The sequence below is a fragment of the Xanthomarina sp. F1114 genome (assembly GCF_026410255.1).
GTDB lineage: Bacteria > Bacteroidota > Bacteroidia > Flavobacteriales > Flavobacteriaceae > Xanthomarina.
Genome location: NZ_JAPMLL010000007.1, coordinates 113,892 through 133,576, shown reverse-complemented (window position 1 = coordinate 133,576; position 19,685 = coordinate 113,892). Strand labels below are relative to the sequence as shown.

The window sequence follows — 19,685 nt, the reverse complement described above, 5'->3', positions numbered from 1 at the left end:
TTATTTAAGGGTTAATTATTTTAAATTATGACAGTGCTTTTTTTATTATTTCTTTTACATCGTCATCTGAAAATTTATCTCTTGATTCTAGTAAATCTCTAACATCATCATTATCACTTAGAGACTTCAATAACTGTTTAAATTGAATACCTATTTTATTATTGGATTTGATCTCTAAGGTCATTGAAACCTCATCTTTATAAGACATAAAACTGTCATACAATTTATGATAAGCTATACCAATAGCTCCTGAAAAAGGTATCATTTTTGGCTTAGTTACTTCCTGACCTCCTTTTAGAATCTGATCATTTGAAATGCCAGGGTAAGGGTCTATAAAATATATTTTCTTTATACCAAGTTGATAAGCCTTTTTAGAACATAATTCACAAGGACTAGCAGTGGTAAACAATATACCATTTTCAACCCCTTGCCCTCCTAACTTAGTTATTTGAAGCATTGCATTTTCCTCTGCGTGTAGAGACCTTGTATGAACCTGATTTGCTTCACCTTCGTAATGATTATGAACAGTTTTAAAACAAAAAGCGCAATTTTTCCCTTTCAGATCAGAACCATTTTTTTCATAAGCAGTCTCAAAATAATCCTGTAAAGCTTCATTAAACTTACTAGGCTTTTCATTCTTGTATTTATAAGATGATTTTGAAGACACCTCTCCTTTTTCAAAAGGACTGTAGTGTTTACTTTTTTCTAATTGTGCAGGGTTACTCGGTTTAATTATGTCATTTACTTCTCTTAAATTACAAGGGGTATGACCTTTAGCAACATCATTCCAACCTATCGATTTAACATAAAAATTATTATCAGTAATGGCTGCCCCTACATTTCTAGAAATACAGCCAGAATTTAATTTTGCTGAATTAGCTACTTGCATTGATCTTTCAACTGAGCTAGGGGTTACAAGTCCTGGTTGAGAAATTAAAGCAACAAGCTTTAACAACTGTTCTTCTCTTGTCAAAAAATTTAATTCTTCAAATGGTGGATCGTATTTTTTAATAAAAGAAGGTATGTCTGATTCTTTTAGATTAAGTATATGATAATCGCTTTTTTGAATACAATTTTCTACATCAGGTGATGAAAATAAACCTTTCGCAAAATCACCAGTCTTGTATTCTATTTCATCTAATTCCAATAATTTATCTGCTAGTATCTCCCTTTTATTTACATCTTTTATTGATTTAGGTAAACGTTTTAAAATTCTATCTCTAGAATTATCCATTACATCCTTTGTAGCAAGCATATAGAAAGCTGAATATCTTTCCCTGAAAAACATTATTTCTAAAGAGTTCCTTAATGAATCAATTACAATTCTAGTTGGCCTTTCTTTATTTGCCAACTTTCTAGCCTTAACAATACGGTTAATTACGTTGGCTATTTGATAAATATTTTCAACTGTCTTACCATTTGGAATACGAGGGTCACCCGACTGTCTAATATTACAAGCAATATGGTGTAGAAAATTTGTTCTGCGGTAATATCCTTCAGATTGTAAAGCCTTAAAAATTTCATTACTAAAACTTTTAAAAGGCTTTCCAAAGAAAATTTTGTTAAGTAAGATTAAATCATCTTCTTTCTTTATTTTACCTAAATTTTCAATTGACTTAATTTCTGCTATAAGCGTTGAATATTTAACGTGAATTTCTAGAATCTTTTGATGTACATCAGAAACAACATCTTCATTATCCTCTTTTTTAGATTCTCTATAAAAATCCTTCAGTAATCGGTATAGCTTATAGTAATTCCCTCCATACCTATTAAACAAATAGAGTAATAACACATTCTTATAACTAATTACATCAAATGGTGTCCAATTACTATCTGTAGACACAAAATTCTTTATAATATTATATTTTCTAATAAAAAGCCCATTTGAACTCATCTCATCAGAAAAATTTCGTAAACCTTCCTTCTCTAGATTAGAGTACGATCCAGATAATAAATTAGCCATTGTTGTGCAACCAGAACCTGTACGACCTGTAAGACCTATAACTGTAAAATTTCGTCTTAATGAATATAAGTGATCTAATTTCATATACTTATTTTATAATTGAACTGATGGTTTCTATGCGCTCTAATAGGGTATTTACAAATTCTTCTTTGCTTACAAAGTAGTCTTTGTATTTACCTGTGGTTTTGCCACCTGCCATTGATACTGTTATACGCCAATTACCATCTGCTAATTTTACACCTAAATTTTCTACTTCTTGGGATGGTATTAGTAGTATTTTATCGCTCATTTTCATTTTGCTTTGATCGAAGCTAAATGCTACTATGTAGTATGAGTGATGTGGTTTGAAGGTGTTACCGTTAATGGTTAAGATTAAGCGGTTGCGTTTGTGTACGTTAAAGCGTGTTTTTACCTGTAAGTAAATTGGTGTATAGAGTTTTTCTTTTAATACGATTAGATCTATGCCTCTATCATCTATTACAGGTTTGTATACATTGAGTAAACCTTGACTGTAAAGTAAAATGATTTCTTTTGCCCAATCTTCGCCTATATTACCTTTCATTTGAGAGGATAAGCCCGACATATCTATAAAGTTTTCATCGTCCTCTTCTTCATCGTTTTCTAATACCGCTTCAATATTGTTTAACTTGATTTTTATTTGTTCTTGAGATACCTCAACTTCTATAATACTACCTGCTGCAAGATTATTATCTCTATAAAAACTGGTTAAGCCAAAAATGCGGTTATAGTCTGAATTGTAGCTGTGTTTATTAGTGCTTTTAGCATTAGGTAAAAGTACATTTAGCTCTGCGTTTTCATTAGGTAATTCTGCGCGTGCTTCGGCAGGTACATACAAAAAGCCTAGTTCAACTTCTTTGCCTATTAGTTTACGTTGGTATGTTATGGTATTGGTCATTGATTGAAGCTATAGCTGGTAATTATTTATTATCCTTGTTTTTAAGGTGTTTGATGTGTTTATCAAAATCTGAAATGATTTTTTGAGATTTGTTAAAGGTGTCGTATTCTTTTTCTGCTTTAGAAATAGCTTGTTTGTGAGAGATACGCCCTTTACCTTCTAGTATTTGATATTCATTAAAGTTTAAAAACTTGTCTACGCTTTCTGCAAGACCTTGCATTGTAAAGGTGTTACGTCTTTTAATTAGATTTTCGACATAATCGAAGTAGCCAGAAACGTTGCGCTCTAGTTCTTTAATTTCGTCTTCCTCTAAATAGTTTTTTGCGATTTTAGCATCGGTTTTTAAGACTCTGCCGTCTGGTGCATTTTTATAGGTGGTTAAGCCCATTTTTGGTTTTTTGCTGTCTGCTCTTTTATGAATAATTTCGGCTGCTGTTTGTCCTGTTATAGCGAAATGAAACTTGTTTTGCACCATTGCATAAAAGTTTTTTGTAATCTCGCTTTTAGGATTATAATCTATACTACACTCTGCAAATATTTGTGTTACTTGGTGGTAAATGCGTTGCTCACTAGCCCGTATAGAGCGTACTCTATCGAGTAACTCTCTAAAATAGTCTTTGCCGAATGTGCTTTGTGCTTGCTTTAAGCGATTATCATCTAAAACAAAGCCTTTTATAATATATTCGCGTAAGGTTTTTGTTGCCCAAATACGGAATTGTGTACCCTGATGCGATTTTACACGATAGCCCACAGAAATAATAACGTCTAGATTGTAAAATTTGGTGGTATGTGTTTGTGTTTTACCCTTTATAGCACCGTGTTTTGTGGTTGTTCGGAAATTCCGAACAACCTCTTCTTCTATGAGTTCACCTTCTTGAAATACATTAGAAATATGCTCGCTAATGGTAGATTTTGCTCTGCCAAACAATTCTTGCATCCCTTCTTGGGTGAGCCAAACGGTTTCGTCTAAAATAAGTACTTGCAAGTTTACCACACCTTGCGGTGTTGTGTAGAGTAAAAACTCGCTTTCTTTTGGCAATTGGTTGCTCATACTACAAATACTTTTTAATTACTTCTTCCTTACGAGCCGCAATAGTTTCTAATACTTTTTTTGCTTTTTGGATTTTAGCTTCGTGTTTTTCTACTTGAGCAACAAGTTTTTCTTGTACTTGTTTTGTAGGTACTGAAATAGACAAGCCTTTTATACTATCCATAGAAGCGCGATTTGATCTTGAAAAACGTACTCTTTCACCTTCTTTTAATAATGCCCAAACCATATATTTTGGATGGACTTTATCATTCTTAATACGTAACACACCACTATGGTCTGTAGGGTAAAAAGGTTGTTTTGCAGGAATATAGTTAGTCATCCAGTCACCGTCAATACCCCATAAAATTGAAGGTGTATCAAAATCTTTTAATAGCTCTTTTTCTATATAACCAAAAGGTTGATGCACATTAGCACTATATACAGGTATGCCTTTACCTTCTTTATTTATTTCATTTTTTAATACGCGTTTTCCTATTGCAACTTCAAATACCTCATCATCATTTAAGCCTAAAGTTTCAGTTGCATTATTTACAGCATCAGCATATAATGTTTCAATGGCTTGTTGTGCTGTTGAAATTACAGTTTCCGCTTTCTCCGCTTCTTTATCAATTTTTAAACACTCATCTACTATTTTTTGTTGAATGTCTTTAGGTGGTTGTGGGATTTTAAAGTCTTTTACTTGTGAAGGCGACAGGTTACCTTGGGCATTTCCTTGAGCATCTCCTTGAGCAAAATCATAAAAGTACTTTCCAAAAATAAATAATGATATATAGTAAAGTTCCTTTTCTTCTCCTCTAATAGCCAAGACTCTTTGATTCAATAAACTCTTTTCAGTTACATAACCTGCTTTACCAACGGTAGCTCCAGTAAGACCGATTACTAAATCACCTTTTTTAAGAGTAACTTCGCTATAATCTTTCGAGATATGATATTGTGAAGCACTGAAATCCGTTATATTACTATTTAATGAAATGGTTCCAATCTTAACAACAGGAAGATAATTGTCATTTAACTTTACATCTAATAAATCTGTACTTTTAAATGCGTAGCCATTAATGAATTGGTTTAAACCTTTAAATTCTTTTAATGGTTTTAGTGGATATTTACTTTCTATATAAACAGTCCTTTTAGGTGAAAGTGTTAGTGCTTTCGCAAAACCTATTCTATCAAAATCTAACATTTCAGTCAATTTTGCTTTAGATAAGAACGGTTGTAAGTCTTCAGGAATAGTAATTGCGTTACCTTCAAAATTTTGACTAATCCAATAGTTTATTTTTTCTTCATTATTTACTTCTTGAGGATCGTATAAAGGTGTATTGATTTGCTGAAAGTTTAGCAAGTTGGTTAATACACGTTTATCTTCACTCTCTAATGCTTCTACGCCTTCCTCTTCATCATCCTCTGGAAGATCTTCTACTGTGGCATTACCTAAGTATTTAATCCCTTCGTTTCCTTTTGCGCTGCTCCACTCGTAGCCTAAAAATTCTTTCATTTCGCTACTTTTTGATGGGCTTTTTACAATAAGTACCTCTTGCGGGTTTTGACTTGCTAATACAAAATAGTATAGTTTGTCTTTTTCGTTACGCACCAAGAAGTTGGTAAATCTTTTATCTAGCTCTGTTTTTTTATCGTCTGCTGATAATTGTTTGTAGGCTTGACTCTTTTTGTAGTGTTTTATAGTACTCCATTTATCAAACTCCTTTTTATACTGTACGAATATTTCGTGTTCTAAGAGCTTTTCACTTGGTTCTGCTTTTAATAAGGTTATGTATTCTTTAAAGTCAATTTCTAGATGGCTACAGTATTGTTTGATGTATTTTTCATCTTCGAATACCTTATCTTTTTTACGCTTGTTACTGAACCAGTCGTTTACTCTAATTTCGTAATGTTTAGCCGGTGCAGGATCTTCTTCTTTACGACGTATAAATAAGGTTACCGTATTGGTCCCTGTTTTACCAAATGTACCACTACCAAACTCTGCTATGGCTACAATATCAAAGTACTTTAGCAGGATTTCTCTAGTTGCTACATAGATATTTTTATTTGTAGATGTGCTTTTTGCTTTCCCTTTGCTTAAAATAGAAGAAGGCACAATAATAGCAGCTACACCACCAGGTTTAAGTACCTGTTTAGCACGTTCTATAAAAAAGGTTTCAATACTATTATTGTTTGGGAAGCTTTTTTCATCAACTGTATTGATAAGCTCATAACGCTTTCTATCTTTTGCAGGTAAGGTTTCTAAATAGCCTTTTACACTATATGGTGGATTAGCCACTAATACACTATAGGTTTTGTCTTTAACTTTTGGGATTTCTGAAAGCGCATCTGCATAAATGATTTCGATATCATCTTGTCCGTACATAAACGATGATACTTTTGCTACTTTAGACAAACGGTATTCTTTTTCTATACCAGTAATAGCCGCATAGTATTGTTCTAACTCTGCTTCTTTATTTTCCTTTACTATAGGTTTTATTTGTTTGGCATATTCATTTAAAAAATGACCTGCACCACACGCATAATCGATTACTTTAGGGATTTCTTCACTCTGGGTTACTATTTGTTTTAATGGTAGTGCTTTAAGAATAAATTTTACAATAGGCATTGGTGTAAAAAACTGTCCTTCGCTTTGTTTAACACCTTGGTCTAAAAAGCCTTCGAACATATCTCCTAAAAACTGATTGCCCTCATCATCCTTATCTTCTGTTTGCTTTAGTCGTATGTCTTGAAGCATTTGTACCATTTTAAGTAATACCGTAGCATTTTGATAAAACAGCTTTTCGTTATGTACATCTACAAAAGCAAAATCGTTGTTGGTAAAGAATTTTAGCTGTCTGAAGTATTTTTTAATGGTTTCGCGAGTTGCATCTGGATCGTTTTTGAAAAAGCGGAACGCATTTTCAATAGCATCATTATCTATATAAGTTACCTCTTCACCAAGGAAACGTTTCATTCCTTCTTGATAAAGTTTTTGAAGTCTGTCTTGCAAATCAAAATAGCTATCGTAAGCAATCCCTTTCCAATAGAATTTGAGTTCGTTAGGGTTGTTAGTTTCATCAACTATTTTACAAAGGAATAAGTTTACTAACTTATCAAATGCATTTTCGCGACCTGAAACATTATGTTGTCTTAATATGGTTGCAAATTGGTGGTATTTACCTTGTATATCCCTACCTGAAATACTAGCGAGATCGTCTAAGCTATATTTAGATTTACCAATTAAATAAGGCTCATTATCCTCAAAAACACCTCTGGTTTCATAGTGTTGATCGTAGGTTTGAGTCCAGGCTTCATAAATATCTTCTTTATCTAGTAATTTTGCAGCTGCAAATGAAAGTGGTTCTTTATCTGCTAATTCTTCGAGAAGTTTTTCGTTATCTTTTAGTGTTATTAAATAATACTCTGCTTTTACCTTACCATCTACAAAGTCTGATGCGTATAGTGCAACAAATTGGGTACTACCTGCCTGTTTTGCGTAGGATAAAATCTGTCCACCGTTGATTTTAGTTTTATCCCATTCTTTTTTAAACTCTGTACCAGCGGTTTTACACTCAATAATCATTAATGATTTACCTGAGTTATCTTTTACCATAATATCGGCTCTACCACCACTAGCACCGTGACCAACAGTCCATTTAGGTTCTAATTCGATATGTTCTGGTTTATAACCTTGTTCAAAGAGACGATGTACACATTCAAAAACAACAAAGTTTTCTTTTTGTGTAAAAGATGTAGTAAAATCACCTGCAATGGTAAACCCTTTATCTATAGGATAAACGAGTTTTTCATTTTTGAAGTCTACTTTTAAAGCGCAACCTAAATCTGTAAATTTCTTGGTATATGTATTGGTGGATTTTTTAAACCCTAAAGTATCAAGTACTTTTTTGAAGTTATCCTTTGTTATCATTATGTTTATTCTAAATCTTTAAAGTTCTTAATTTTTTCTTCAGCAATTTTGAGGATTTCCGTACTGTTCTTTTCCTCTTTTAGCATTTCTGATATTTTATCTGCCATCCAGATTTTTAATAACTCCGTTTCATTTTCATTGAGTGCAACTGCTAAAGCTTGTACTTGCTCTTTTCTTGCTATGCGTGTGTTGCGTTCAATTTTGCTTAGTAAGGCTGTATCGATATTCATTTGCGATGCGACCTCACGTAACAATAATTGCTTTTGCTCTCTTAGCTTTCTAATATGTTCGCCGAACGTCATTTTTGGGAAAATTTTGACTTGTCAATAATTGTCTAATGTAAGAAAAAGAAAAAAACAACTGATAAAAAGAAGTGAACAGTTGTTAACAATCTTTTTAGAGTAGGAATAATGAGGGATTAGCGGATATTAAGTAAAGTAAGTGCTTGATTATTTTGGAATTACAATTAAAATATTTCTATTTTTACCAGCTGGAAGAGTTGGTTAGCTGAGAGGCACGTTTATTTATGACGCTTTTAGCGTGTTCCACTGCGGACGCTCCGCAGTTTGTACGGGAATTCCATATAACCAAATATGTGAGACACTTTCTACTAAAGAAAGAGCTGAACATATAGCCGTTAGGAATACCTTGAGGTGGTCTTTATGATTATTATGATACATTGTTATTATATTATTTATTAAAGATACAACTTTAATTCTAAGAATGAGTGGCGCTACCTATGAGATAAAGTAGCAAGCCGATGTGTCCTCACGACAGTAGTCAAGCATAGCCGCGACTGACTCTTCCTTTTTTTTATTATGGCAAAAACAGACTGGTTTAAACTAAAGAAATATCCTCATATTGGCTTACCTCTTCAACCTAGTGAAAAGGGAAAGTTAATTGCCTACGTAAAAAACAAAAATAATATTGCCAAACACCGATTTACCCCGTTTATTCATAGACAGATAAAGCAACGTAAATATCGTGCTACTTCTAAAGATAATAAGAATGCATACGGTAAACGTGTTAGAGAGAAACTAGATCCTAAAGACAGACCTATATTTTTTGCTTCGCATTTAGATTCTTTAGTTTATAGTTATTATAGTCATTTAATTACCAAAGCCTACGAACGCTATCTTAAACATAAACCCTATAGGTATAGTGCCGTAGCCTACAGAAAAATACCTAAAGGACACGGTAAAAAAGGTAATAAGTGTAACATTGAATTTGCTAAAGAAGCTTTTGAATTTATTGATGCCAATAGAACAAAAGCTATGACCGTGATTGTTGCAGATGTGACCTCGTTTTTTGACAACTTAGACCATAAAATACTTCACCAAAAATGGAAGGAAGTTATGGGTAAGAAAAATGCTAAAGGTGAGTTGATAATGACTGATGACCACTACAATGTTTACAAGTCTTTAATCAATAAACGCTACGTTAACGAACACGAAATGCACAATCGTTTTTTTAAACGCTTGTGGGTAGAACGTGGTGAGTTGAACAACCCTGATGTAAAAGTTAAGAAACGAAAACAGGTACGAAAAAAACGAAATTATAAACGTGAAAATGTTATTGCTTTTTGTACCAAAAAAGAGTTTTTCAATAGGCATTTAGATTTAATACGTTCTGTAAAAAAATGTAGCCATCAACATCAAATTTGTAGAGGTACTTGCCCTATGAAAGGTATACCACAAGGTAGCCCTATGAGTGCTACACTAGCTAATGTATATATGCTGGATTTTGATAAATTAATGTATGAAACAGTTACTAATATTGGTGGTTTTTATCAGCGTTATAGTGATGATCTTATTTTAATTTGTGAACAAAAAGATGAAGCTGAATTAAAGCAAATTATGGTTGAAGGCATCACCCAACTTTGTAAACTAGATATTCAAGAAAAGAAAACCCAAACTTATAGATATAGTCCAGAAGGTGGTGTTTTTTCAGGTGGAATCGTTGATCCTGATAATACCGTTAACCCTGATAAGCAATTAGAATATTTAGGATTTGAGTACAATGGAACTAATGTGTATGTAAAAACTGTTGGGTTTTCAAAATTTTACCGAGGAATGATACGCAGTATCAAACGCGGTAAATTTTATGCTTCAAAAGCTCACCATAGTTCAAAAGGACTTTTTAAAGAAAGGCTTATTAAACGCTTTACCATATTAGGTGGTAAACGTCGATTGAAACGTGTACTTGATCCTGCTAATCCTGGTAAATACAAAAAAGATCCTTTGAAACGATATGATTGGGGCAACTACTTTAGCTACCTTTTAAAAGCAAATGAAGCTATGAAAGATCTAAATGGTGGCGAAGACACCATTAAAAGACAAAGTAGGAAAATTGAAGGTAACTTTCACCGTGCATTAAAGCATCCTGACACGAAACTAAAGCAACGCAGTAAAAGATAAAAAAACCGAGGGAATACTCCCACTATATTCATTTTTAATGGAATCCATATAAATTGAGTCTAAAACATTTTAAATCTTGTCAATTTAATACAAACTAAATTAAGACATAAACTAAGCATAAGGATTTTTATTTTCTCTTAGTCGAGACAGCATATCATAATAGCAGCCTACTCGAAGGTTAGCTTTATTTAGATTGAAGTAATTTATTCTTAAAAAACCCAGAATAGCCTTAATAACAATTACTGATAAAATTTGCTTAAATCTATCTTCACGCTCATGAACTGAATATGTATTAAAACTACTCTCTAAATTAGATTTAAATTGAATAAGCGGAAAGTGCAAATGATCTGTTTCAATAATGTCATTAGTTTCTTCAAATACTGAATTGCAGAACTTAGATATATTACTACCTGTAATCACACAAAAACTAATAGTATAGATGCGAGTATAATGTTCACTTAATTCATAGAGAGCATTTGCAACTAATTTACTAGTGACTTTGTCAAATTCTTTAAATGAGAACTTACTCCTATTAGCTAATCCATTTGATTTTTTAGTAATTTCAGTATGTAAGCTTAATGTTTCAGAAAAATCATTAATATTTTTTAGAAAGCTAATCTCTATTGTAGATCCACCACAATCAATGTTTATTCCTATATTGTTATTCTTAAAATACTGCCTTTTAAATTCCTCTGTTTTAAATAATGATTTTTTGGTACTGTACCAAGAAACAAAGCTTAACTGGGATTCTTGATACTTTGACAAAACCTCTATTGAAAAATTCTTATTTCTAGATTGATTTACTATTGCATCCTCTACCATTTTTATAATATCACTAATATTTTCTGCCATTCTGTAATAGCCTGTAGCAATAATCTTAAAAACTTCTGGGTTTCTTGCATTTCTTATATGTCGATATAATCTAATAATTAAAGGAAGAACTTCTGCTTCAAATCTTTTTTCATCTATGGTTTTATCTTCTTTAAATAGTTGAAATAAATTATAAATCAATTTACGATCATCTGAAAATTTTGATAAATCGTCTCTCTTTCTTACCTGCATGGGACAAGCAGAAATGGATTTAACACCTGATGAACTTAATTCTATAACAGCAATACTTATTTTTTTAGAATATTCTATAATCATAGACATAAAATTAACATTTTTATTTTGTATTTCTACTTTTTTGTTGTAATTTAGCTTCAAAGAGATACGAAGCCGCCCATAGCGATAACTTGGGGAATACACGATTTTAGGGTAAATACCTCTAGTCATTATATTCGTCTCTTTTCAAAACTCATTAGAGACATTCTTTCTAATGAGTTTTTTTTTGCACATAATCTTCAGAATGCAAAGTCGACTTTCAAAATAAAATTACTTTTTAATCATTTATTCCCCAATTATCTAAGTTTAGCTTCTATCTCATACGAGTTTGTTTAATTTAATATTCATTACTATGAAAAACAAGTATGAGTGCCTAGATGAAAAGCTGAATGGCCAGATGCGAGATAACGCATTGAACAGCACAACCCCAGAAACGTTTGATGCGGAAATTTTCGCAGAGGAAAACGCTGATTGGATGAACTCTAACGATACTGACTTTAACAAAGTATCGATAATACCGAAAAACAACAATACTTTAAATTCTGATTCTGTTGACGAGATGATAAGCAATGCCGTAGAGGACGATCATTTCACAAAAAAAGTTGAAGAAGAGTTGAAAAGGACACTTACACAAAAATGGACACTTGCAACAAGAATTGGGAATCCTAGTCTATACAAGTTTGCTAAAGCTCATAGTAGGCAAATGCTATCGATTGGCTCAGAAGAGCAGCAAAAACTGCTCCAGGATATGTTCAGAGCAAAACGTGCAGCAATGAATATTTGGGTTGGTGGAAAGCTTCGAATGGTAGCAGCTACTATAAATAGACAAACTAAAGAATGGGTATTGAATGAGCTTAATAAAGCGCATAATGCACAACGACAGTTGGAAAGAAAATATCTCTCAGATTTTATTGAGGATTCAAAGCATAGCGAAACGTTGGATAAAGAAGCAAGGGAAGTTTATAAACCTCATATTAAAGCAAAGTTTATCAACCAACTTGAAGCCTTAGAAAAAGAATCTGTTTATACAGAGCAGGTAATGTCTATAATAGCGAGTATACCTGGCGTAAAATAATCAATTGCCCTGTTTGATTTATAAACAGGGCTTAATTAAACTTTTAGAAATAATTTAATACATATAATTATGAAAACATTACTAATTTATTTAAGTGGAAAATGCCCTCAACTTTTAAAGCAAGCAGGTGCAACAGCAACACATCGGGCAAAAATGGATGGAATTGCAATTCTTATTCCTGGACTAGTTGCTTTAGGTAGTTACTCTTACACAATTTATTTAATTTCTAGCTCCGTTATAGCTGGTATTATAGGCGGTATACTTTCTGCATTCGTTTTGATTATGATAGACCGAAGTATAATGAATGCTGATTCTGTTTGGAATCTTGGTGTTCTAGGACGTGTAATATTTGCTGGCGTAGCAGGTTTTGTAGTTGCTGAAGGTGTAATACTACTGGCATTTTCTGATAGAATAGAAAGTTATCTAAAAGATGACGTTTTTAAAGAGCAGCGAATTGCTGCAGCAGACTACGACAATGATATTGCTAATTTAAGAAAAGATATATCTAGTCGAAATACTTTTCTTGAGAGTAAACAAAAAGAGGTTTGGGCAGAAATGGACGGTATTGGCGAATTGCGATATGGTCAAGGACCTAATTATGATAAAAAGTTAGCTGATTATACTAAATCAGAAAAGCAAGTGCGAAGTTATAATACTGCTGATTCTTTGAATATTTTATCAATAGAAAAAGAAAAAGAAGCTCGATTAAAATCTGTGAAAGACAATTATGAAGATGGGTATTATGCAAAGTTAAAAGCCCTACAAAAAGCAACTAATGATGATGAACGTGGAATAATGATTTTGTATCTGTACTTATTCAGAATTTTATTTGCTTCAATTGAATTAATACCGCTTTTTATGAAACTTTCTCGCTCATCCAAAAATGATATTTTGAATGTACTTCATAAAAGCAATGAAAAGAGTATTATCGAAGCAAATGAAGAGTTACAAAAAAGTAAGACTAGTAGTTATAAATTGAAACGAATGCTAGACGATTTAGAACATCGGTTTAAATTAGAAAACGTACATCGTAAAAAGATGTCAGACAGCATTCGAGTTGCAAGTCAAGATAAATATCAAATGCTTGAAAATCACGCTTTAGCTCAACAGCGCGCAGAGAGACGTTTATTAAAAAACATCAAAAATCCTATTGATCAAGAACGCTTACTGAGTAAATTACAAGAGATTAATACTCTTGAAATTGAACGCATAATGTCATTAATAAAGAGCAATTATTACAGGTCTGAAAAAGAAAATCTTAGTTATGACTATAAATCAATAGATCTAGATATAAATGATGATGTAAGTGTCGAAAGTGATACAATAAATGGTTTTGATGATTCAATTTTTGATGACGATAATTTTAACGGTAAAAGTAATGCGGTATGAAATCAATATTGAAAATTATAATCTTCGCAGTTCTATTCCTATTAGGTTATAACTTGCTAAGAGACGAGAACAAGGATGTAAAAGCCTTAGAGTATGAATTAACAACTACTTCCATACAAAAGGTCGTGGAAAATCCCCTAAAATATTCAGAAACAACTGTATCAGGTAAGGTTAATAAATCAATCAATATTTTAGGAATAGCATATTACACTTTGCAAGATTCAGACAATCCGAATTACGAGATTTGGATAAAACCAAAGAATGGTACTGCACCTACTGAAAATAGCTTACAAAAAGTAAGCGGTACTGTGAAACAAAAGTTGAAAATTGCAGGAATAGAAGTAGTTTGTTTAGAGGAAAGGTAGTCCGTTTGGACTACCTTTTATTTTATTTTTTCATACTTGCCGTGAGAATCGCGATGTATTATACCGAACTTTACAAATGAGGTAATATAGCCCTCAGCTGTTTTATGAGGAATTTTAAGTTTGTCGGCTACTTCTAAATAATCTTGCCTTGTAAACTTTATTGCTAATTGCTCTAGAAACCTTTCTTTTTTGTTCAGTCGCTTTTGTGCTTTAGGTTCTACAGGTAAATCGTTAAACACTTTGCTACTATGCTTTATTAATACCTCTATCATTGCTAATGCGTTGTTGAAATCTGCATCTTCACATTCTTTAACTTTATTTACATCTCCATCTTCCATAATTCTTAACGCTGTAAAAAGCATTGCTATACGAAATGCGATCAAGCCCAATCTTCTTACTGTAGCTATATACTCTTCTGGTTGAAGCGAAATATACTTTGTTTGTAAGGCTGCAAAAAACTCATTGAATTTTTGTTGCTGCCTAGTCGATAATAACACCTGAATAGGCGGATTATTCTTTAATGTTTTGTATAAGCCTAAAAACTCTCTACCTAAATTTTCATAATGTTCCTCTAAACCTACTGCTGCTCTTTTTGCAAACACATCTTTCCATACTGGTTTAATATTCATATAATAGAATATAAACCTACTGAATAAGCCATTTTCAGCATTAGGAACTAATGCTGCTATTTGTTTGGGTGTACCTGATAATACCGTAGATAAACAAGGGTTTTCAATATCTACATACTCGCGATCTGTTCTTCGGTAATAGCTAATTGTTTCGTGATGAAATGCTTTTCTAAATCCATCGCTATAATTACCGTAATCACTTTTAAAGGCTTGCGCTAAAGTATCTCCTTCGGTTTCGAACATTAGCCCTTTACCCTTATTATCTGAGATTAATTGATATACACCTGTTACGCTATTGTTAGCAGGGATAAATAGCATTCTTTCTGGTGGCTTGCTGGGTTTTTCTATATTTTCATTTTTTCCCTTATTCATATTATAAGTAGCCATTTCAGAATCAAATTGCTGTTTGAGTGTTTTTGCCTGTTCACGGTGTAATTTGTGAATTGGTGTTACCAATTGCTTTATTTGATTCAGCTTTCCTTTACCTGCAGATGCAGGTGCTGTTATAAATAAATACAGATTACTATATACTTTACGTTCGTCATAGATTCCGAATAAATTAGGGAAACACGCACTAAACGCTGTTAATGCTCCCAACAGCATAATATCGCGTTCTTCATTACTGCTTGCTGGATAAACTACTTCTTTTAGAAATTCAGGTATTGATTGAAATAAGCCCTCTGGAAATGTTGGCATTTCCTGTTTAGGTTCTTCTACAACATCTGTAACTTCAATCTTATCTTGTTTAATTTTAATACCTGCTTGATGCGCATAGTGATAGAATGTAGCAATAGTAATACCGTGTCCTTTAGCTTGTAAACATTTATCGTATTGCTCGTCACATTCTTTAGCCTCGTAGCCTGAATAGTTTTTACTTACCCTATGAAAGTAATCACGTCCTGCTTCTGAATACTCTTCTGCGAAAGCAAAACCTATATCACGCCATTTTGCATAATTATCTGTAATATCTATACCTGATTGTTCTAGTGCTGAGATATACGAATTTATATCATCATTATTTAAAACAACTTGCGTAGGAACTACGTTGGTTGTTTTTGGTTCTTTAGAATCTCTGGAACTCTCTAACCAATCTTTAGGGTTAAAATTCTTCTTCATAATGCTTGGTGTCTTTTTTTTAGAAATGCATTAGGGTCGTATGGTAGAAAACAAGCTCTGGATATGTCTTTACCTGATGCATCTACATCTATATTATAAGTTTGCTTAATGTAATTGGTAATTGCTAGAAAATACTCTGAATGTGTAGCTTCGTCTAGGTTAATCCTTACAATCCACTTTAGGCCATCACCGGAAGGTGAAACAAATAACATTTCAGTATCGAAATAGGCATCGCTTAATAACTGTTGTCTTACTTTATCAATGTTATTTAAGTGATCAAAATCAATAGTTATAAGATTAGAGTGCTTTAAAAGATATTTGTCATTTCTACGTTCAAACACTCCTGAAAACGTAACGTAATCAAAGCGATTAGCTTTGAATTTACGTTTTTCCTTAATGTCCTTAATTTCCCTTAATTCTTGTGTTATTGCCTTATAGGTATTACCTGTGATTAGTTTAAATATCTTATCTAACCGTAAAGTTTGTGAAGGAAACACATTGCGAACAGGTGCTTTGAAAAAGCTACAATCTGTATACCAGGTATCGTCTGGTGTATCTAACCAATCTGTTTCTTTAATGGCTTCTCCTTTTAGATTAAGATGCAAAGCATCGTTAATCTTATTTAGTAACTCTTCCTCGGTCTTACTTTGAAAATATAGTTTCGCAAAATTGAAAGCATCTCCTTCAAAACTTTTCTGCTCTGTATCTGAGTATATTGCACAATTATTTTCAATTCTTATTGATAAGGTTTCTTTATCTTCATTAAAAGGGTTTCTGGTTATCCCGCAAGTCCTTCCCGAAAGGGAAAGGACTGTTGCGTCTGGATAAAACTGTCTTAACACATAGGCAAAAATCTTAATGCCGTACTGTGTTTTATCTAGGATATTTTTTCTATTTAACTCCATCGCACTTAAAATTTGGGTTGTAATAATTGCTTTGAAGTAGTTCTTCTATATCAGAAACCTTGTAATAGAATTTACCTTGAACCTTACTATACGGTAAAGTGCCGTTAGATCTAAATGTTTGCAATGTTCTTTTACTAATATGAAGCAATTGCAATACATCTTGATTATCAATCCACGTATCTTTTAAGACTTCAGCTCTGGACAGCCTTATTAATTCTATACGTGCTTTTAACTCTTTTATCTCTTGCGAGAGCGCAAGGATTAAATCTATAATTTCACTCATAACTTAACCCTTCCTTTTTTGATTAGATAATCGGCAGCTTGCTGTTCGATTTCATCTTGTGAATCCATACGGTTACGAAGTAACCAATGGTCTAATTCCTCTCTTTGGAAATAAATCTTTTTGCCGTTTGGCTTGTAATGTGGAATAGCTCCAGTACTTGTAAGTTTATACAAGTGAGATTGTGATAATTCCAAATAATTACAAGTTTCGTTAAAGTTTAAAACTTGCTTTTGTAATGTTTGCTGTTCTACTAACAGCTTCTCGATACGATTTAATTGTTCTATAATATTCGTGTCCATTTCTTTTATGGATTAAAATTGAAAAGGACATCAGCGCTAATGTCATCCCTGATTATCAAGGACAATGCATAGATATTTCAATACATAAAGGAATAGAAAAGTGGAAATATAATCACGCCTAAAACACTATTTTACAGTGTTTTAAAAATAAAAATGGAATTAGTAAATGGTAATAAGTAAGGCTATTACCGAATTTGATTTGGTAGGTTTTTAAGCAAATAATCGGAATTTATAATTGCATTGCGTTTTTCATCATCGCCTTCAAGAATTTTTAATTGTTTCCTTGCATTAGTATTGTAACGATTGTTTAAAAAACGGACGATGTCAATAGGCTTTATTTTCTTAAATGGATTCATTTTAATATCGTTGAAGTATTGCTTTTGAATAAAAAGAAAGTAAATAGCTCCTAATACAGTTTTGTTGCTCTTGGCTTTGTTTTCGATAAAATCGTAGTTCTTATCAATTATACCAAATTCAAACATCATTTCCTCAGCTCTTGAAAGGCTTCTAGGATACTTTACAATTTGGCTATATGACAATACATTCCCTTTTACCGTACGATGCGGTAAATCGTCTTCTATTGCAGTAAAGGCATTTTCAATCTGCTTAGGTTGAATTGTTGTTTTTCCTATTTCTGAAGGTTTGATTTCTAATTCGTTCAACTCTTCATTAAAGTAATATTTATATACTTCCTCGATACTCATTTCATCCTCATTACCATACTTTGAAAAACGCTCTTGTAACTCCATAAAAAGCCATATCATATTGGCTTTTAAGTATTGAATTATATAAGTGTTTTCGTTAGATAAGGTTACTCTTGATAAATTGTGCTTGTCAATATATGATTTTACATCTATGAGATAATGCTTGTATCTATTGTATAGTTGCTGGTAATTGAATTTATACTCTTGCTCAATTGTATTTTCTGGAAAATCTTCAATGAGGTTGTTGAAATTCGATACTGCTTGATTATCAATTACGGCTTTATAATACTTGCGTTTTGCCCCAAAAGGTTTTTCAGCAAACTCTATTGTAAATAAAGGGGCTGCTTTATAAAGAGCATCTGTATTTAGGCTTTGATATAATTCTTTATAGTCTCGTTCTGTTCGGTTATCTCTATGCAATCCTTTTGTGATAGAGGTTAAAGATTCAAAAACATCTGTTGCCATTATAAATCTAATTTAATACGATTAGACGCTTCTCTCTTTTTATCATCAATTACCTTAGCATAGATTTGCGTAGTTCTTAATTCTTTATGCCCTAATAATTTTGATACAGTATAAATATCTGTACCCAAAGTTAACTGTAAAGTTGCATAGGTATGACGCGCGCAGTGAAAGGTTATTGTTTTCGTAATTCCTGCATTCATCATCCATTGCTGTAATTTTAAATTAGTCCAGGCACTATAATGTAACCCTTTTATGACTAGCTCATTTTCTTCACCTCTTTCGCCAAGTAGTTCTGCTGCTTGATCTGATATTGGTAAAGTTTCAGCACCCTTAGTTTTCTTTTGTCTAAAGCGAATGTAATATCCCATTTCTTTTGAATGTTGTATTTCAGACCACTTTAGTTTTTCTATATCTGACCAACGCAAACCTGTTAACGCTGATAGTATAAACGCTTTTTTAAGTTGAGGTAACTCACATTCTGTATTAACAGCTTTTTGTAATTCTTCCAAGGTTAAAAACTCTCGTTGAGGTTCACCTTGCTTAAAATGTGAAACACCATTAGCAGGATTACTTTTTAAAATACCATCGGATACTGCTTGTTTTAATGCAGCTGTAAATTTCCCGAAGTATGAATATTTAGAATTTTGAGATAGTGGTTTTTGAGCCTTACCTAAAGCTTTTTTGTCTAAATGTTCTTTAAAGCCTTCAACAAATTGCTTATCTATATCTTGAAAGCTTACATCATTAGGACAATAATTATTGAAATGCTTTAACATACTGTTCCAATTACCATAGTTTCCAGAACTAGTGTTTTTCTTCTCTGCTAAAGCTGTTATATATGTAGTGAAATTACCCTTTAATTTCTCTATATCACTAAAGCCATAATGTCCTTGTTGAATTTCAACCTGACGTTGCGCCCAAATGGTTTCAGCTAATTCTCTCGTTTTTTTATTTAAAGCTCTTTCTGTCTTGTTTTTTGGCTTAATAATAAGATATAGACTTAGGTATTCTGTTTTTCGCTTACCCTTGTTATAATAGTCTAAATACAATGCTATTTTGCCGTTTTTTTCTCGTTCTCTTAAAGTGACTTTCATAAT

At 32.5% G+C, this 19,685-nt stretch carries 16 protein-coding genes; 4 read left to right on the top strand and 12 right to left on the bottom strand.

All coding sequences use genetic code 11. The annotated features are described in order from the left end of the window. Positions 1-25: 25 nt before the first annotated feature. From OS188_RS07420 to OS188_RS07400, 5 genes are read right to left on the bottom strand one after another with little or no spacing between them, the layout of a single operon-like run. Entirely contained in the window at positions 26-2,047 is a 2,022-nt protein-coding gene (locus OS188_RS07420; RefSeq protein WP_267148193.1) for a cytidine/deoxycytidylate deaminase family protein, read from the bottom strand. A gap of 4 nt (positions 2,048-2,051) precedes the next feature. Beyond that, positions 2,052-2,879 (bottom strand): hypothetical protein, encoded by an 828-nt coding sequence (locus tag OS188_RS07415; RefSeq protein WP_267148192.1) that lies wholly within the window; start codon positions 2,877-2,879, stop codon positions 2,052-2,054. 22 nt (positions 2,880-2,901) lie between these two features. Next, positions 2,902-3,930: a virulence RhuM family protein gene (locus OS188_RS07410; protein ID WP_267148191.1), complete on the bottom strand. Its 1,029-nt coding sequence runs from the start codon at positions 3,928-3,930 to the stop codon at positions 2,902-2,904. 1 nt (position 3,931) lies between these two features. Continuing rightward, positions 3,932-7,837, bottom strand: coding sequence for an N-6 DNA methylase (locus tag OS188_RS07405; protein WP_267148190.1), 3,906 nt, complete (start codon positions 7,835-7,837; stop codon positions 3,932-3,934). Positions 7,838-7,842: 5 nt separating this feature from the next. Beyond that, positions 7,843-8,139 (bottom strand): helix-turn-helix domain-containing protein, encoded by a 297-nt coding sequence (locus OS188_RS07400; RefSeq protein ID WP_267148189.1) that lies wholly within the window; start codon positions 8,137-8,139, stop codon positions 7,843-7,845. Between the two features lie 516 nt (positions 8,140-8,655). On the opposite strand from OS188_RS07400, the gene OS188_RS07395 reads away from it, so the two are divergent. Continuing rightward, complete coding sequence (locus OS188_RS07395; protein WP_267148188.1) at positions 8,656-10,254, top strand: reverse transcriptase domain-containing protein; 1,599 nt, start codon at positions 8,656-8,658, stop codon at positions 10,252-10,254. 111 nt (positions 10,255-10,365) lie between these two features. Here the strand turns inward: OS188_RS07395 and OS188_RS07390 are convergent, their stop codons facing one another. After that, positions 10,366-11,529 carry a Ppx/GppA phosphatase family protein gene (locus tag OS188_RS07390; protein WP_267148187.1) on the bottom strand — a complete coding sequence of 388 codons (1,164 nt, stop codon included), beginning with the start codon at positions 11,527-11,529 and terminating at the stop codon, positions 10,366-10,368. Positions 11,530-11,710: 181 nt separating this feature from the next. Between OS188_RS07390 and OS188_RS07385 the strand changes: the two genes are divergently transcribed. From OS188_RS07385 to OS188_RS07375, 3 genes are all read left to right on the top strand, one after another. Next, a complete protein-coding gene (locus tag OS188_RS07385) occupies positions 11,711-12,433 on the top strand; it encodes a hypothetical protein (protein ID WP_267148186.1) in 723 nt (240 codons plus the stop codon). 69 nt (positions 12,434-12,502) lie between these two features. Continuing rightward, positions 12,503-13,822 (top strand): DUF4407 domain-containing protein, encoded by a 1,320-nt coding sequence (locus OS188_RS07380; protein WP_267148185.1) that lies wholly within the window; start codon positions 12,503-12,505, stop codon positions 13,820-13,822. Next, positions 13,819-14,187 carry a hypothetical protein gene (locus OS188_RS07375; protein WP_267148184.1) on the top strand — a complete coding sequence of 123 codons (369 nt, stop codon included), beginning with the start codon at positions 13,819-13,821 and terminating at the stop codon, positions 14,185-14,187. The genes OS188_RS07380 and OS188_RS07375 overlap by 4 nt, the downstream gene beginning before the upstream one ends. Positions 14,188-14,204: 17 nt before the next feature. On the opposite strand, the gene OS188_RS07370 is transcribed toward OS188_RS07375, so the two are convergent. The 6 genes from OS188_RS07370 to OS188_RS07345 form a co-directional block, all read right to left on the bottom strand. Continuing rightward, entirely contained in the window at positions 14,205-15,932 is a 1,728-nt protein-coding gene (locus OS188_RS07370) for a DUF3987 domain-containing protein (protein ID WP_267148183.1), read from the bottom strand. Further along, positions 15,929-16,837: a BT4734/BF3469 family protein gene (locus OS188_RS07365; RefSeq protein WP_267148182.1), complete on the bottom strand. Its 909-nt coding sequence runs from the start codon at positions 16,835-16,837 to the stop codon at positions 15,929-15,931. Before OS188_RS07365 ends, OS188_RS07370 begins: the two co-directional genes overlap by 4 nt. Further along, positions 16,824-17,120 (bottom strand): helix-turn-helix domain-containing protein, encoded by a 297-nt coding sequence (locus OS188_RS07360; RefSeq protein WP_267148181.1) that lies wholly within the window; start codon positions 17,118-17,120, stop codon positions 16,824-16,826. Before OS188_RS07360 ends, OS188_RS07365 begins: the two co-directional genes overlap by 14 nt. Beyond that, positions 17,117-17,419, bottom strand: coding sequence for a helix-turn-helix domain-containing protein (locus OS188_RS07355; RefSeq protein WP_267148180.1), 303 nt, complete (start codon positions 17,417-17,419; stop codon positions 17,117-17,119). Before OS188_RS07355 ends, OS188_RS07360 begins: the two co-directional genes overlap by 4 nt. A 185-nt stretch (positions 17,420-17,604) precedes the next feature. Beyond that, positions 17,605-18,588 (bottom strand): DUF6617 family protein, encoded by a 984-nt coding sequence (locus OS188_RS07350; RefSeq protein ID WP_267148179.1) that lies wholly within the window; start codon positions 18,586-18,588, stop codon positions 17,605-17,607. Then, positions 18,588-19,682: a site-specific integrase gene (locus OS188_RS07345; protein WP_267148178.1), complete on the bottom strand. Its 1,095-nt coding sequence runs from the start codon at positions 19,680-19,682 to the stop codon at positions 18,588-18,590. Before OS188_RS07345 ends, OS188_RS07350 begins: the two co-directional genes overlap by 1 nt. Between the last annotated feature and the right edge of the window lie 3 nt (positions 19,683-19,685).